Source organism: Pseudomonas sp. PSB11, from assembly GCF_014596605.1.
GTDB classification, from domain to species: Bacteria; Pseudomonadota; Gammaproteobacteria; order Pseudomonadales; family Pseudomonadaceae; genus Aquipseudomonas; species Aquipseudomonas umsongensis.
Map to the genome: position 1 here is coordinate 1 of NZ_NOIO01000022.1, position 15,697 is coordinate 15,697.

The following is a 15,697-nucleotide window of genomic DNA, read 5'->3' on the forward strand; positions in this document are numbered from 1 at the left end:
CTCGATCCCCTGTGGGAGCGGGCTTGCTCGCGAAAGCGGTGTGTCAGGCGACCTTGATGCGGGATGTGATGGCCCCTTCGCGAGCAGGCTCGCTCCCACATTGGATCTGCGTCGTCACCCATTTTGAATGCAGCCCCGATCCCCCTGTGGGAGCGAGCCTGCTCGCGAAAGCGGTGTGTCAGGCGACCTTGATGCTGGATGTAATGGCCTCTTCGCGAGCAAGCCCGCTCCCACATTGGATCTGCATCGTCGCCCATTTTGAATGCAGCTTCGATCCCCTGTGGGAGTGAGCCTGCTCGCGAAAGCGGAGTGTCAGGCGACCTTGATGCGGGGTGTGATGGCCTCTTCGCGAGCAAGCCCGCTCCCACAGGATCGAGGACAGTCGGTTATTTGTGTGGCTTGTCCAGCAAGCGGAAAAACCGCTCCCGCACCTGCACATGATCACTGTGCGCCACGTTGAAACGCAGAAACCGATTGCCGTCCGCCGCTTTGCTGAGCATGGTCCCCGGCGCCAGCACCAGGTCGATTTCCAGGCCTTTGCGGGCCAGTGCCTCGGCTTCAAAGCCATCGGGAAGCCGCGTCCAGATGTACAAGCCTTCTCCAGGCAACGACGATACCGAACACCCGGCTTCGCCCAGCCACGCCGCCACCCGGCTGTTCGACTCATAGAGCCGGTCCACCGTACGACGCATGTGCTTGGCATAGCTGCCGTCGCTGAGCATGGTGCAAATAATCTGCTCGGCCATTTCCGAGGTCATGCCACCGCAGGCCATTTTCAGGGTCACCATCCGCGCCGCGAGTTGTGGGGACAGCACCGCGAAGCTGACGCGGCTGTTGGCGGTCAGGGTCTTGGAGAAACCAGAGACGTAAGACACGTTGTCCAGCCCGCTCGCGGCCAGGCGCGGCGTTCGGCGTTGCTGCATGTCGCAGTACAGATCATCTTCGACGATGTGGAAATTGTAGCGATGGCTCAGTTCCACCAAGCGGTAAACCTGCGCCGAGGTGAACGAGTGTCCGGTCGGGTTGTGCAGCGCATTGTTGGTCAAGTAGAGCACGGGACGGTGGGCGATCAGCAACTGCTCCAGGGCATCCAGGTCCATGCCGTCGCACTCGCGGCGGATGGTGATGACCTTGGCGCCGTGCCAGGCCAGATTGGTGTGCATCGTGAAGTAACAGGGATCATCGAGCAGCACCGTGTCGCCGGGCTTGACCAGCAGGCGCATCAGCATGTCGATGGCTTGTACGGTGTTGGCGGTGGTAATGATCTGGTCGACCGGCGCTTCGATGCCCAGGGTCGACATCTTGACCCGCAAAGCCTGGCGCAGCGGCAAGTAACCGCTGGCGTTACCGTATTCGCCCATGCGCAGTGACGTTGCGCGAAGTGTGCCGCGCACGGCCTTGAGTAACTCTTCGGCAGGCAACCATGAAGACGGCAGAAAACCGGCGCCCGGACGCAGCGCACCGTTGTCCTGCAAGACTGCGCGGCGGACCACGCTGAGTGTGTCCTGGGGCAACAGGTCGGGGCCGGCGTTGGTCTGGGCGGTGGTGCTCGAACGGTGCACGTAATGCCCCGAGCCCTGGCGTGACACTACCAGCCCCTTGGCGCGCAAGCGATCGAGAGCGTCGACCACCGTGGACTTGCCCACGTGCATCAGGTCGGAGAGTTCGCGAATCGGTGGCAGCCTTGAGCCGTGGGGCAGTCCACCCTTGCTGATCGCCACCGTCAACTGATCGACGATCTGCTGCACCAGCGGCACACCCGGCTGGAACTCGATAGCGGCGATCACTGCTCGCTGAGCCTGCATTTTACTGGTCTCTCCGGCAGTAAAGTTCGTTCGATTCTATACGAACTTGCTCTGATCAAGACAAGCATCTCTTTCTACCATCGCTTTACAGACTTTCTGGATGGTCGGCCTATGCCGGTCGATCCATGCCAGGTTCGTGAGGTGTTGCATGAGTGTCGAAACAACGGTCGTCGTGGCCAAACCGGTGATCAACCTGCGGTTGTTCACCATCCGGATCATCACCGCCGTGTCGCTGTTCGCGGTGCTGGGCAAGGCCAACGTCTGGCTCGATACCGCCACCAACAGCATCCTGGCCCTGGGTTATCGGGCCTTGTTGCTGCTGTTGCCACTGACGTTGCTGGTCCTCGGTCGCCGCTCCTTGAGCGTCACGCTGCTGTGCGCTGCCGGGGGGCTGGTGTTGCTGGCGGTCACCAGCAACCAGGGTGTGGTCATGTTTGCCGCGGCGTTGTTTGCCTATGGCATTGCAATTGCCGGCTACCTGATCAAGAGCGAGGCGGCCCAGACCAAGGAGGGCGCCGCCTACAACCGCGTCGCCATGAACATGGGCAGCCTGCTGGCAGGGTTGATCCTGTTGTCGCCGTTGCTCACCCCGACCCTGTTTTTCCTCGGCGCCGCCGGGTTCGTCCTGTTGTGCCTGCCGATCGCCATGGGCGCGACGTTCACCTGCGACCCCGTGGTTGCCCGTCCCGCCAGCCAGGATGGCAGCGGCTGGCGCAACAAGCTGCCGTGGGTCATCGCCGGCGTCATCATGGGCATCAAGCTGTTCGGCGTGTTCTCCATCCTGCCCCAGGCGATCCTGCTCAAGACCGGCGAGCTGCCGGCCTGGTATGGCCTGATGCTGATCCTCAACAGCGCCGTGGTGGTGTTCGCGCAAGTACCGGTCATGAAACTGATCGAGAGCACCGGGCGCTTCAAGGTGCTGACGGTGATCGCAATCATCGTCGGCGGTTTTGCCGTGCTGTCTTCGCCTGCCGCGTTCCACGTCGAAACCCTGGTCGGCGCGCTGATCTGGGTGGCGCTGCTGTCAATTGCCGAGTGCGCCTTCAGTCACCTCGATTACTTCTCGGTCAAGCAGAACAACATGTTCGTCAAGGAAGTGTCCCTGGGCGTCGGCGCAGGGTTGACCGTGTTGATCATGCGGGTCGCGCCACCGCCCTACAACGCATTGGTACTGGCGGCCATCGGCGCTGGCGGGATCCTGGCCTGGTACTGGCTCAACCGTCGATCAATCGCGTTACATGACTGAGTCATCGCTGTTTCGGTTTTAACTTTGCAAGTCGGGGGCATTATGAATACGACTTCATGCGTAGTAGTGGTGGGGTACAACGGCAGTCGGGTTCACGATATCCAGAAGCTGCGTGACCTGTGCAAATCGATGTACGACGCCAGGCTGATCCTGCTGGTCGAGCAGGTACAGCCCCATGACGACCAGGTGGCGGATCACGTTTGCAGCACTTCACTGGCCGAACAAGACGTTGCGTCGTCCCTCGAACTGGTGGTGGGGTGCCTGAATGCCGATCGCTGGAAGTTGATCGGCGTGCTGCCGTTTTCCGACCGTGGCGTGCTGCTCGGTGCGGCGCTGGCCAGTCATTTCGGCTTGCCCGGTATTTCTCCCGCCGAGGCCAGGGCCGGGTTGGATAAACAGATTTTCCGCCAGCTCGAAGCGTCGGCCACCACGGCTCCCGAAGATTACCGGCCGGTGGTTTCCAGCCGTATCGAAAGCCTGCCGGAACTGCGTCAGCGAGTGATCGAACTGGGCGGCAAGGCTTTCATCAAGCCAGCCTGCGAAGGTGCCAGTCGAGGCTGCCGGGTCATCCGTCACCCGTCCGAATGCGACGACGCGTGGCAAGCGCTCAAGCCCTATCGCGAGGGCGGCATCGTGCTTGAGGAACTGATCCAGAACGCCCGGGAATACAGCTGGGATTCTGTCGCCGGGAGCACCTGGATCACCGAAAAAACCACCACCGACGGTGCCTACCGCGCCGAGATCCAGCAAGTGGTGCCCGCACCGTTGGCGCCAGAGGTGCAGGCTCGACTGAAGGCTGCCGGCCAGCACATGGCGGGGTTGGTTTCCCAGGATAACGGTGCCTGGCACAACGAAGTGTTCTACAGGGCCAATCATCGCACCTCGGCCGTGGAAACCAACATGCGCCCCGGTGGCATGCACATCTGGGACCTGGCGCGCCAGGCGTTCGTCGATTTCGACCCGTGGGAGCGTTGGGTCCGCTGGGCCGTGGAAGGCCAGGTCGATAGCCAGGACCCGGTACCTCGCGGCTACTGCGGCATACGCCTGCTGCGGGCGACCACGGGCGGCATCCTGCGAGATGTACCAGACATCCCGTCCCTGGCCCGCTCGCTGAATATCGATCTGCTGGATTCGGTGGTGAGCAAACGCATCGGCGAACCGGTCAGCGCACTGGTGAAAGACAACTTCTCGTTTATCGGCCACATCGTGTTGTTCAACGACGACTACGAGCAGCTCAGCCATGACCTGTTACGCCTGGCCGAAACGATTGAAACGAACATCGGGATCACCAGCCTGGCGTCATCTGCAAGGGCGGTGTGTTGAGTGTCAGGGATCGATGTTTTTTGCAGTATTGATCAAGAGGTTCGGTAAATGATTGAGCACATGACTTGTGACGAGCGCTTCATCGCGCTGGCGAAGGAATTCGACTACGACATCTATGGCGAGAACAGTGCAGGCGGGCATTACGCTCCGCTGATCCGCCACCACGACGAGTTGTATGTCAGCGGCATGGTGCCGCGCGTGAATGGCAAGATCCAATACCCTGGGCGGGTCGGCCTGGAGCTCGACATGGCGGATGCGCAAGCGGCCGCCAGTCTCTGCGCGATGCGCGGGTTGGCGTTGATCGTCGACGCCATCGGTTCGCTGGACAAGATCAAGTCGTTGATAAGGATCACGGTGTATGTGAAATCCACAGCGGATTTTGTCGACCTCAGCGATGTGGCAAACGGCGCCTCGGATGTTTTCAGTCACGTGCTCGGCGATGCCGGGAAACATACACGCACGACCGTCGGTGTTTATCAATTGCCAAAAAACGCGGCAGTAGAAGTGGACATGATCGTGGCGTTGCGACCTTCGGCGTTATAAGTAAGGGTTGTTCGGCTTTACAGCGATTAATTGTTCGCCTAAGGTCGAGTGACTCAACGCTGAAGAATAAGTTGGAAGCCGAGCATGAATAACGTTCAAGGTGCGTTCTTTTCCTATAAAGACTTTCGTCAAAGTCTGGTTCGCCAGCCGATCAAGCCACGGGTGTGGAAGCAAGTTGAACTAACGGGAATACGTCAGAGCCTTGAGGCCAGCGAGGTCGATATTGTTGCGCTGGCCCACGACAACAGCCTCGATGGCTGCTCGCTGACGCCCGGCATGGCCGTGTCCATGCAATGGTTGATACCCGGCGCGCAGCTCCAAGGCCATGATCATTCGTGGTGGCACCTGTTCCTCATCCAGAGCGGTAACGGCACCTTGACCCTGGGGGATGCCGAGGCCGTGTGTGTCGGCAGCGGGGACGTGCTGCTGGTGCCGGCCTGGACCCGCCACGGCTTCGTCAACACCAGCACCACCGAGTCGCTGGTCATGCTCAATATCAGCAACATGCCCCAGGCGCTGCTGCTCGCCAATTGCACCGACAACGTCGGCCTGATCCCCCGCCAGCTGTAAATCCCCCTTCATTACACACCAGGGAGTCCGCGTTCGCGGACTCCCTTTTTTCGTTTCTGTCGTGCCCTCGATAAGCCCTTGGCGATTCGCATTTTCGAATTTCTGTATCGATGCAAAAGGATAATTTCTGTATCTGTTCAGCGTTCGATCAACTTACTACGATCGACTCGAATGCAACGGATTAATGTGATTAGTGCAAGGGAGCGTTCCATGGAAAATAACAGGATTAAACTTTATGTTGGCGCGGACTTTGTCAGCGCGTTTGCGATGTCAGCGTTTGTAGCGCTCAAGGAGAAGCAACTTTCATTTGAACTTGTAACGCTGGATTTAAAGGCGCGAGAGAACTATCAGGCGAAATATCGGGATATTTCACTTACCTGCAAGATTCCTACATTAGTTCACTCGGGTTTTGCGCTTTCAGAGTCTTCCGCCATCGCCGAATACCTCGAGGAACTCGCGCCAGGGCATGCAAGGCTTTTCCCCCAGGACCTCCAGCAGCGCGCCAGGGCCCGTCAACTACAGGCCTGGCTGCGCAGCGATTTGCTGGTGATCCGCAAAGAGCGCCCGTTTGACCTGGTGTACTTCGGCAAGAAAGACGCGCCGCTCTCCGACGATGCCAAGGCCGCGGTCGAGCGTCTGTTCTTCGTCGCCGAGCGCTTGCTGGAGGAGGGCGCCGAGCACCTCTTCGGCGACTGGAGCATTGCCGATACCGACCTGGCGATCATGCTCAACCGACTGGTCGCCAATGGCGATCAGGTCCCGGCGCGACTCGCCGCCTATGTCCGTCGCCAGTGGGATCGCGACAGCGTTCGGGCATGGATGGACATAGAGCGCAAAGCGCCGGCCATCGCACCCGCGGTGGTTTAAGGCGACCGTCAGGGCAATCACCAGGAGCGCTGCCATGCAAGGACTGTCGGAGCACGAACGCTACAAACCCTACAACGCCCGCACCATTCGCGACACACCGTATTGGCACAGGCTGACGCCGCAGTTGCAGGAAGCCATGACGGTCGTGGCCCGGGTCATGCCGTTTCGCACCAACGAATACGTGCTGGGAACGCTGATCGACTGGAACAACATCCCGGACGATCCGATCTTCCGCATGACCTTTCCCCACAAAGACATGTTGCTGGTCGATGAATATGACTCGCTCAAACAACTGATCGAGCAGGATTACGCCGCTGCGATCAAGCGCCGGATCGAGGCGATCTGGCTGCGCATGAACCCCCACCCGGCCGGGCAACTGACGCACAACGGTGCGACCCTCGACGGAAAAGTCTTGCCGGGCATTCAGCACAAATATCGCGAGACCGTGCTGTTTTTCCCCGGTGCCGGTCAAACCTGTCATGCCTATTGCACCTTCTGTTTCCGCTGGGCGCAGTTCATCGGCGAGGAGGAGCTCAAGTTCAACGCGCGGGAATCCCAGGAGCTGCTGCGCTACCTGCGTGTGCACACGGAAGTGACCGACGTACTGATCACCGGTGGCGACCCTCTGATCATGAACACCCGCTCGCTGGCCGGGTATATCGAGCCGCTGCTGGAGCTGGCGCATCTCAAGAGCATCCGCATCGGCACCAAGTCGGTGGCGTACTGGCCACAGCGGTTTGTCAGCGACAAGGACGCAGACGAGTTGCTCGAACTGTTCCGGCGAATCGTCGCGGCGGGAAAAAACCTGTCGATCATGGGGCACTACAACCACCCGGTAGAGATTCGCCAGGACATCGCCAGGCTCGCCGTCGAACGCATTCGCGCCACGGGCGCGACCCTGCGCATGCAGGCGCCGTTGATCCGCCATATCAACGAAAACCCCGCCGATTGGGCGGATCTCTGGACCGAAGGCGTACGGCTCGGTGCAGTGCCGTATTACATGTTCGTCGAGCGCGACACCGGCCCCAGCCACTACTTCGCGATGCCGCTGGCCCGGGCGTTCGAGATCTTCCAGGCAGCGTACCGCACGGTCTCGGGCCTGGCGCGAACGGTGCGCGGGCCGTCGATGAGCACCTTCTACGGCAAGGTCTTGATCAATGGCATCGAGACCGTCGCCGGGGAAAAAGTCTTCGTCCTGCAGTTCCTCCAGGCCCGGGACCCGCAATGGGTATTGCGGACCTTCTATGCGCGCTTCGATCCGCAGGCGACCTGGTTCGATGAGCTGCGCCCGGCCTTCGGCGAACGAAGCTTTTTCTTTCAGGCTGAGCCTGAGCTGTTGCTGGCGCCAGCGCCTGAGTTGATACCGGTCCTGCTGCAAACGGCCTAGGACGACACTTGATTATTGGGGAGACAAGGACATGAGCGGTATCCCGTTTGATCAGCGCGAAGGATTGATCTGGCTCGATGGCGAGTTCGTCGAGTGGTCCCAGGCGCGCCTGCATGTGCTGACCCACGGCTTGCATTACGCAAGCACCGTGTACGAGGGCGAGCGCGTGTATAACGGCAAGATCTTCAAGTTGCGCGAACACACTGAGCGTTTGTATCGCTCGGCCCAGCTGATGGATTTTGCCATCCCGTTCGAACCCGCCGAGCTGGAAGCGGCCAGCCATCAATTGCTGCAACGCAACCAGGTGAACGACGGCTATTTGCGCCCGGTGGCCTGGCGCGGCAGCGAGATGATTTCCACGTCGGCGCGTTTCAATCGCGTGCATGTGGCGATCGCCTGCTGGCAATGGCCGAGCTATTTCGACCCGGCGGCGCGCATGGCCGGCATCCGCCTGAAGACCGCCACCTGGCGTCGTCCGCCGCCTAGCAGCAGCCCGTTCGAAGCCAAGGCGTCCGGGCATTACCAGATCGCCACGCTGAGCAAGCACGACGCCGAAAACACCGGCTACCACGACGCCTTGATGCTCGACTGGCGCGGCCATGTGGCCGAAGCCACCAGCGCTAACGTGTTCTTCGCCAAAGGCCGGACCTTGCATACGCCGGTGCCTGACTGCTTCCTCGACGGCATCACCCGCCAGACCGTCATCGAACTGGCCCGGGCCCTGGATTTCCAGGTCATCGAACGCACGATATTGCCCACGGAACTGGGCGACTTCGACGAGTGTTTTCTCACCGGTACCGCCGCTGAAATCACCCCGGTGCAGAGCATCGATGAGCAGCGATACCGACCGGGCACCGCCTGCAGTGAATTGATTGCCGCTTACACCTCAACCGTAAACGCCTGATAAACCGCCAGGAAACTCACCATGTCAGACCAAGGGATTGTTGCGTCCACACCTTATGTTTCGCTGGGCCATCGCCATGAAGAATTGTCGAATCGTGGCTGGACCGTGCTGACGCCAGGGGAATTTGCCCACGATGTTGCGGGAACACTGCATGAATTCGGCCCGATCATTCCGCAGTTCAATGGCCAGATAGCTTTCGCCATCACCCGCAAGCCGGGCTACGAGGACTTGCCGTACTCCCAGAGCATGAACGGCATCGGCCCACACACCGAAGCGCCGGTGTACGGCCCGCCACCGCGTTACCTGGCGCTGCATTGCCATAAACAGGCAACTTGCGGTGGCGGTCACACGGGGCTGGTGGACGGCTACGCGTTCTTGAGGGCGCTCGAGCGATCCGAACCGCAACTGCGCGAGTGGCTCGACGACACGCCGGTGGAATTCGTCGCCACTGCCAAGCCCGGCGAACCGGCGCAAACCCGGGTCAGGGAATACATCCTGACACCGACCGAGGAAGGCGATATTTTCCGCTTCAGCTACAACCAGTTTCACTACGGCGATGTGAATCCGTCCAAGGAAGCCTTGCAGCAATCACAGGTCGTCGACAACGACTCGCCGCTTGCCAGGTTTGCGGTGCTCGGCGAAGCGTACTTTGTCGAACACAACATCCCGGTGCTGATTCCCGACGGATGCATGCTGATTTGGGACAACTGGCGGATGATTCATGCCCGCAGCCGATACACTGACCCGGCGCGCCACCTGACCCGCTACTGGCTGGCTTGATTTTTTCGTCGCCCTTCTTTTTCAGCGTACCCCCAGGGGTACGCGTTTACAGGTATCGCGTCATGCAAACAGCAATCGAGATCGCCCAGGTCGATCATCAACTGATCGTACGGCTCAATCAGGCCTGGATCAAACGCGCCGCAGTCTGCTCGCCGGACAAGGCCCAGATCAACGAAGTGTTCGACCCGGCACGCCCGGATTACCCGGAGTGCATGGTGCCGTTTTTCCATCATCCGACGTTCCAGGCCTTGAGCGATGAGCTCAAGAGCAAGGTGGTGACCTGGGGCTGGATCGGCTACAACCTGCGCACGGTCACCGCCGAAGAACTCGTGGTGAACCCGGCGCTGAGCGTCATCGCCAATCAATACCTGGGCAAGGACGACTGGCATTTTCGCGAAGCGATGCAGCAGACCCTGATCGACGAGCACTACCACACGCTCATGCACCTGCGGGCCATCGAGCGGACCAAACGTGATCGCGCTCTGGACCAGGACCTGGAGTTGCCGCCTTCGGTGACATACTTGTGCCTCAAGTCCCTGCGCGAGGAACTGCCCGAACCCTGGCAGCGGGACCTGGCGGCGATCACCTTCGCGGTGGTCGCCGAGATCAGCGTCAATGCCTATCTCGACCTGCTGGCGGACGACCCGACCATCCAGCCGCAAAACCGCCGCGTGGCCGAACTGCACAACCGCGACGAATACGCCCACAGCAAGGTGCTGGCTGAAGTCGCCAAGGTGATGTACGCCAACATGCAGCCAGTCCAACGGGAATTTTTCGCCCGCAAACTGTCGGTGGCGCTGAGTGCTTTTATCGCCCAGGACTACTCGATGTGGGAGGCGATCCTCACGCAGCTCGGGGTCGAGGACGCGCAGGCAATCATTGCCGACACCCGCGAGAGCAACAGGAATGCGACGATCATGCGCGACTACAGTGGCCTGCATAAGCTGGCGCAGGACCTGGGCATCAGCGAGCAGATCGACTTCGATTTCCGTCCGACCCTAAAAGCCACCGCAGCCGCCTGAACCTGGAGGTGCCCATGTCCGTTCCCATGTACGAAGTGTTCGCCCTGCGTGTCGGCGCCAACGCGCAGCGCACTGCCCGGGAGAACTTTCTCTACGACGCCTGCTGCGGCGATCCGAATGCGCCGATGCCGCTGGACTATTACTTCTGGGTGATTCGCAACGACCACCAGGTGATCGTGGTCGACACCTGTTTTCAACCGGCCACGGCGGACCGGCGCAACCGGCAGATGTACCGCCTGCCGCAAGACTCCCTGCGGCAACTGGACATCGATCCGGCGCAGGTCGAGCACCTGATCCTCACGCACCTGCACTGGGATCACGCTGGCAACCTGGGGCTGTTTCCCAGGGCCACGGTACATTTGCAGGAAGCGGAACTGCGTTTCTGCACCGGACCGAAGATGACCCATCACACGGTGAACAAGACCTATGAGGTCGAGGATGTGATGTCCGCGCTGCCACCGCTGTTCGAAGGAAGGATGCGTTTGCACAGCGGCACTGTCGAGGTGCTGCCGGGAGTGACACTGCACGCGGTGGGCGGTCACACACCGGGCAGCCAGGTGGTGCGGGTGAACACCGAGCGGGGCTGGATAGTATTGGCTTCGGACGCGGCGCACTTGTGGGTGAACATTCGCGAGCGCAGTCCGTTTCCGATCATCGATGACCTGGCGCAGTCGCTCGAAGCGTTCAGTGAAATCGATCGCCTGGCGGACAGTGAAGACCACGTCATCCCTGGCCACGACCCACTGATCGCCGAAAGTTTCCCGCACTGGAACGACGATCCACACATCATTTGCCTGCACCAACCGCCAATCTGACCCTGTAGGAGCTGCCGCAGGCTGCGATCTTTTGATCTTGTTTTTTAAGATCAAAAGATCGCAGCCTGCGGCAGCTCCTACAGGGTGCGGGTCAGCTCTGGTTCTTGAGGAGGCGGCCCAGGGTCTGCAGTGCCTCATCGATTCTCGGTGAATACGGCGCTCCACAGCCGATGCGCACAAAATGGGTGAAACGCTTGGCGTTGGAAAAGATATCCCCAGGTGAAATCTGGATGCCGAGGCTCAGCGCATCATGAAACAGCCCCATGGACGAATGCCGAGCCGGCAACTCTACCCATAGCAAGGTGCCGCCCTGAGGGCAGGTCACTCGGGTGCCCTCGGGAAAATAGCGCATGATCGCCCCGCTCATTTGCTCGCGCTGCTGGGTCAGGGTTTTTCTCAAACGTCGCAGGTAGCGTTCGTAGGAGGGCGTACCCATGAATGCACTGACGGCCAGTTGCGACAGCTTCTCGCAGCCACGGGTTTGCGTGTGCTTGAGCATTTCCACGCGATCGTGCCATTTGCCAGCGCTGATCCAGCCCAGGCGCAGGCCCGGGGCGAGGGTTTTGTTCAGCGAAGCGCAATAGATCACATTGTCGGTGCGGTCCCAGTGCTTGAGGGTGGACAGCGGTTGCTCGGTGTCCACCAGGTCACCGTAGGTGTCGTCCTCGATCAGCACTGTTTCGTGCTCGGCACAGAGCTTCACCAGCCGTGCCTTGTGGGTGTCGGGCATGATGCTGCCCAGCGGATTGTGCAGGTTGGGCATGACGATCAGCGCCTTGATTGGCTCTGGCCCTTGCAGCAGGTGTTCAAGGGCCGGCAGGTGAATCCCGGCATGGGTCGAGGCCGGGACTTCCAGCACCCGCAGGTTCAGGCTTTCGAGAATTTGCAGCAGGCCGTAGAAGGTCGGTGACTCCACGGCCACGGTATCGCCGGGACGGGTCACGGCACGCAACGCCAGGTTGATCGCTTCGGTGGCGCCGTGAGTGATCACAATGCGTTCGGCCGTCAGGTTGGTTTTGACGGTCAGCATCCGGCGGGCAAGGACGTTGCGCAGTGCACTGTTGCCGCAGGTCGAACTCGTGTTATCGAACAGATGCTGGTCCAGGCGCAACGCCTTGATCATGTTGTCCTGCAAGGTCTTGAGCGGATAGAGCTGCGGCGCGCAATAGGCGCTGGCAAAATTGACCTTGACCGTGGCGCGCTGACTGGCCTTCAGGACCGAGGAAACCTTTTCATGGATGCCCACGTAGACCCCATTCTCCAGTGCCGGGGGCAGGGCGATCGGCGTGGGTCCGGGCGCAGTGTCGGGCTGACGAATGTAGTTGCCGGAGCGCGGTCGGGCTTCCAGCACGCCATGGTCTTCGAGCTCCCGACAGACCTGTACGGCGGTGGACAGGCTGACGGCGTGTTTTTCCATCATCAGGCGGATCGAGGGCAGGCGCTCGCCGGTCTTCAGGGTGCCGCTGCGGATTGCGTCCAGGTAGTGGTTGGCCAACTGACGGTACAGGGGTGGCGTGTTCATGATGACCTCAGCAGTCGCACCACTGAGGTCTTGGGCTGGAAAGTGAGTTGACGCTCCCCGCAGGCGGCCCCGTGGTGCAGGTGGGTGAAGGGAAGTGTTTCTCTGGCCTTGATACTGGAACACTAAACGCGGTTTTGCAGGAATCGCGGGCAATAAAAAGCCCCGCACGGGGGCGGGGCTCTGGGGATGCCGGCGCGGCTTACTGGGCGGCGATGCTGTAGCCGTCGAAGGCGGTCTGCTGTTGCAGGGCGGTGATGATGTTCTTGCGGTTCACGGCCTGTTCGGCGCCCTGGTTGTCCAGGAACGTCTCGCTTTGCAACTCTGCCTCGTCGCCTTCGCCAACGAAGCTGAAACCGAGGAACTCCAGGGCTTCACGGTCGACGTTCAGGCGCGAGCGCGGGGTGCGCAGCGGCAAGGTGACGCTCATGCCGTCCTTGCTGATGGTGAACACTTCGACTTCTTTTTTCGCCTTGGCGGCCTTGCTCTTGCCGCCGCTCGGGTTGCTGATGGCCTGGTGCGTCTGGTTCAGCACCTTGAGGGCCAGGCCGTAGACGATTTCCTGGAAAGCCGGGTCGTCCTTGAAACTGGACAGGATGCGGCTGATCGGGAATTTGCTGCTCAAGTCTTCGAGGGCGGCGATGTCGGCGGCCTCGGCGTCCTTGAGTTGCTTGAGTTCACCCATCAGTTCGTAGGCTTTATCGTCGTCGAAGCTGTCATGGGCCTGGCGGATCGCGGCGCGTAGCTCGCGGATCTGCTCGCTTTCGCGGGTGGACTGGAAAGCGTCCAGGACCATCTCGCTGATGGTCTTGGCCTGGGGCACATGCTGTGAAAGATTGATGGAGTTTTCGTATTCCGCTTTGGACGACAAGGTGACTACGGATTCAGCGGTGTTGGAATCGGACATTGAAATTTCACTACTTCTTTGAACTTGAATAGGGGCGAGAAAGCCCGGGGGCTTTTTCAGGCCGACTAATCTATTGGACCGGGGCGCGGATGTCACGGAGCAACAGGCAGCTGGTCATTTTTTTGCCTTTCTGTGGGAGCGAGCCTGCTCGCGATGGACGACAGAACACCGCGGGGTGTCAGGCTGCCAGCGTTATCGTTGACGTCCATCGCGAGCATGCTCGCTCCTACAGAAGATGCAAAAAAGCCCCACGGTCATGACAAACGCGGGGCTTTCCGTCCGGTAGTGTGTTTATGGATGCAACAGTTTCTGCGCGCGTTTATCCGCCAAGTGTTGAGCCACCAACCGCCCGATCAGCACCAGCAAGGTCAGCGAGATCAGCAGCACCGAAATCGCCGCCACGCTCGGATCAACGTTATCGCGCAAGCCGCTCCAGATCCGCTTGGGCAGGGTGTCGACGTTGACGCTGGTGATGAACAACGTCACCGCCACTTCTTCCCACGACAGCGCGAAACCCAACAGGGCGGTGGACGCCAGCCCCAGCTTGAGGTTCGGCAGGATCACCATGAAGGTGGTCTGCATCAGGCTGGCGCCGAGGTTGCGTGAGGCCAGTTCAATGCGTCGGTCGATCTGGCTGAGGGCAACCAGCATGGTCACCACGCCGTATGGCACCACCATGATCACGTGGGCGATCACCACGCCGGTCAGGGTGTCGTAGCCCATGCCGGGTGCGAAGCGGCCGAGCTTGGTTTCCATGAAGTACAGCACCAGCGCGGAAATCACCGGCGGAATCGCCATCGGCAGCAGCACCAGGCCGATCAACGCCGTGGCCCATTTGGAGCGCATGTACCAGATGCCGAGGCTGAAGCTGGCGGCCAGCAGGGTCGCGATGATGCTCGTGGCGAAGGCGATGGTCAGGCTTTGGCTGATGGCATGGAACCAGTCAGGGTTGCTCACCAGCGCTTCGTAATGCCGCAGCGACCAATTGCCTTGGGGCATCGACAGGAAACGCTTGCTGGTGAACGACACCGGGATGACCGTCAGCAACGGGAACAGCATGAAGGCCATGGCGACCACGGCCAGCAGGCGGGTACTCAGGCTTGTACGATGGGTGTTCATAGTGATCTCAGCCTACCAGTCGGTTCACGCGGGTCATTTTCAACAGCACCCAGATCAATGCGCTGACCAGGGCCAGCAGCACCACGCTCAGTGCCGCCCCCAGACCCCAGTTACTGGTCTGGAACATCTGCAGGAACACGTATTCGGCGATCATCACCGTTTGCCCGCCACCCAACAGCACCGGTGTGATGAAGAAGCCCAGGCAGAACACGAAGACCATGATGAACGCGCCCAGGATGCCCGGCAGGGTCTGTGGCAGCAGCACTTGCCAGAAGGTGCGCAAGGCACCTGCACCCAGCCCGCGCGAGGCCATGAGCACGCGTTGATCGAGTTGACGCATGGTCGATAACAGCGGGAACACCGCATACGGGATCATCACGTGGAGCATGCCGATGACCACGCCGATTTCATTGCGGCTCAGTTGCAGGGGTTGATCGATCAGGCCCATGCCCAACAGGCTTTCGTTGAGCACACCATTGCTGCGCAGGGCGATCAGCCAGCCGAAGGCGCGTACCAGCACGGAAATCCAGAACGGGATGAAGATGCAGATCTCCACCACCCGCTGCCAGAACGGCGGGCTGAACACCCAGCAGTACGCCAGCAGGTAACCGATCATCAAGGCCAGGCCACTGACAGTCAGGCACAGGCGCAAGGTGCGCCAGAGCATCTCGTGGATTGCCGGGTCGGTGGCGATGCGCTGGTACTGCTCGATGCCTGGAGTGGGCAGCGAGAAGCTCCAGCCGACCACGCCGAGAAACGGCAACACGTAGAAGACCAGCAGCAGCACCGGCAGCGGAAACAGCAGCAAGCCACGCTCCAGGCCCGGCGAGCTGACGCGCGGCTTGGGGGCGGCCAGGGTTGAAGTCAGGGTCGTAGTCATGGTCGATGGC

General features: G+C 60.6%; 15 protein-coding genes. 10 read left to right on the forward strand and 5 right to left on the reverse strand.

Going from position 1 to position 15,697, the window contains the following annotated elements; translation table 11 throughout:
* Nucleotides 1–386 precede the first annotated feature (386 nt).
* Nucleotides 387–1,805 (reverse strand): PLP-dependent aminotransferase family protein, encoded by a 1,419-nt coding sequence (locus CGA21_RS21905; protein WP_110746968.1) that lies wholly within the window; start codon nucleotides 1,803–1,805, stop codon nucleotides 387–389.
* 148 nt (nucleotides 1,806–1,953) lie between these two features.
* Between CGA21_RS21905 and CGA21_RS21910 the strand changes: the two genes are divergently transcribed.
* From CGA21_RS21910 to CGA21_RS21955, 10 genes are all read left to right on the forward strand, one after another.
* On the forward strand, nucleotides 1,954–3,051 hold the full coding sequence (locus tag CGA21_RS21910; RefSeq protein WP_110746970.1) for a hypothetical protein: 1,098 nt from the start codon (nucleotides 1,954–1,956) through the stop codon (nucleotides 3,049–3,051).
* A gap of 42 nt (nucleotides 3,052–3,093) precedes the next feature.
* Complete coding sequence (locus CGA21_RS21915; protein WP_188265025.1) at nucleotides 3,094–4,374, forward strand: acetyl-CoA carboxylase biotin carboxylase subunit family protein; 1,281 nt, start codon at nucleotides 3,094–3,096, stop codon at nucleotides 4,372–4,374.
* Nucleotides 4,375–4,422: 48 nt separating this feature from the next.
* Entirely contained in the window at nucleotides 4,423–4,917 is a 495-nt protein-coding gene (locus tag CGA21_RS21920; RefSeq protein WP_110746973.1) for a RidA family protein, read from the forward strand.
* A gap of 84 nt (nucleotides 4,918–5,001) precedes the next feature.
* The gene (locus CGA21_RS21925) at nucleotides 5,002–5,487 is read left to right on the forward strand and encodes a cupin domain-containing protein (protein WP_110746975.1); all 486 of its coding nucleotides are present in this window, start codon (nucleotides 5,002–5,004) and stop codon (nucleotides 5,485–5,487) included.
* Between the two features lie 210 nt (nucleotides 5,488–5,697).
* On the forward strand, nucleotides 5,698–6,354 hold the full coding sequence (gene yfcF, locus CGA21_RS21930) for a glutathione transferase (RefSeq protein WP_110746977.1): 657 nt from the start codon (nucleotides 5,698–5,700) through the stop codon (nucleotides 6,352–6,354).
* Nucleotides 6,355–6,388: 34 nt separating this feature from the next.
* Nucleotides 6,389–7,741, forward strand: a complete 1,353-nt coding sequence (locus CGA21_RS21935) for a KamA family radical SAM protein (protein WP_188265026.1) — start codon at nucleotides 6,389–6,391, stop codon at nucleotides 7,739–7,741.
* Between the two features lie 31 nt (nucleotides 7,742–7,772).
* Nucleotides 7,773–8,645: a branched-chain amino acid aminotransferase gene (locus CGA21_RS21940; RefSeq protein ID WP_188265027.1), complete on the forward strand. Its 873-nt coding sequence runs from the start codon at nucleotides 7,773–7,775 to the stop codon at nucleotides 8,643–8,645.
* Between the two features lie 21 nt (nucleotides 8,646–8,666).
* Complete coding sequence (locus CGA21_RS21945) at nucleotides 8,667–9,425, forward strand: TauD/TfdA family dioxygenase (RefSeq protein ID WP_188265028.1); 759 nt, start codon at nucleotides 8,667–8,669, stop codon at nucleotides 9,423–9,425.
* A gap of 62 nt (nucleotides 9,426–9,487) precedes the next feature.
* On the forward strand, nucleotides 9,488–10,447 hold the full coding sequence (locus CGA21_RS21950) for a diiron oxygenase (protein WP_188265029.1): 960 nt from the start codon (nucleotides 9,488–9,490) through the stop codon (nucleotides 10,445–10,447).
* Nucleotides 10,448–10,461: 14 nt separating this feature from the next.
* Complete coding sequence (locus CGA21_RS21955) at nucleotides 10,462–11,262, forward strand: N-acyl homoserine lactonase family protein (RefSeq protein WP_188265030.1); 801 nt, start codon at nucleotides 10,462–10,464, stop codon at nucleotides 11,260–11,262.
* A 91-nt stretch (nucleotides 11,263–11,353) separates the two neighbouring features.
* On the opposite strand, the gene CGA21_RS21960 is transcribed toward CGA21_RS21955, so the two are convergent.
* From CGA21_RS21960 to CGA21_RS21975, 4 genes are all read right to left on the reverse strand, one after another.
* Nucleotides 11,354–12,784, reverse strand: a complete 1,431-nt coding sequence (locus CGA21_RS21960; RefSeq protein WP_188265031.1) for a PLP-dependent aminotransferase family protein — start codon at nucleotides 12,782–12,784, stop codon at nucleotides 11,354–11,356.
* A gap of 199 nt (nucleotides 12,785–12,983) precedes the next feature.
* Entirely contained in the window at nucleotides 12,984–13,688 is a 705-nt protein-coding gene (locus tag CGA21_RS21965; RefSeq protein WP_110746988.1) for a hypothetical protein, read from the reverse strand.
* Between the two features lie 291 nt (nucleotides 13,689–13,979).
* Complete coding sequence (locus tag CGA21_RS21970) at nucleotides 13,980–14,807, reverse strand: ABC transporter permease (RefSeq protein WP_188265032.1); 828 nt, start codon at nucleotides 14,805–14,807, stop codon at nucleotides 13,980–13,982.
* Nucleotides 14,808–14,814: 7 nt separating this feature from the next.
* On the reverse strand, nucleotides 14,815–15,687 hold the full coding sequence (locus tag CGA21_RS21975) for an ABC transporter permease (RefSeq protein ID WP_110746991.1): 873 nt from the start codon (nucleotides 15,685–15,687) through the stop codon (nucleotides 14,815–14,817).
* Between the last annotated feature and the right edge of the window lie 10 nt (nucleotides 15,688–15,697).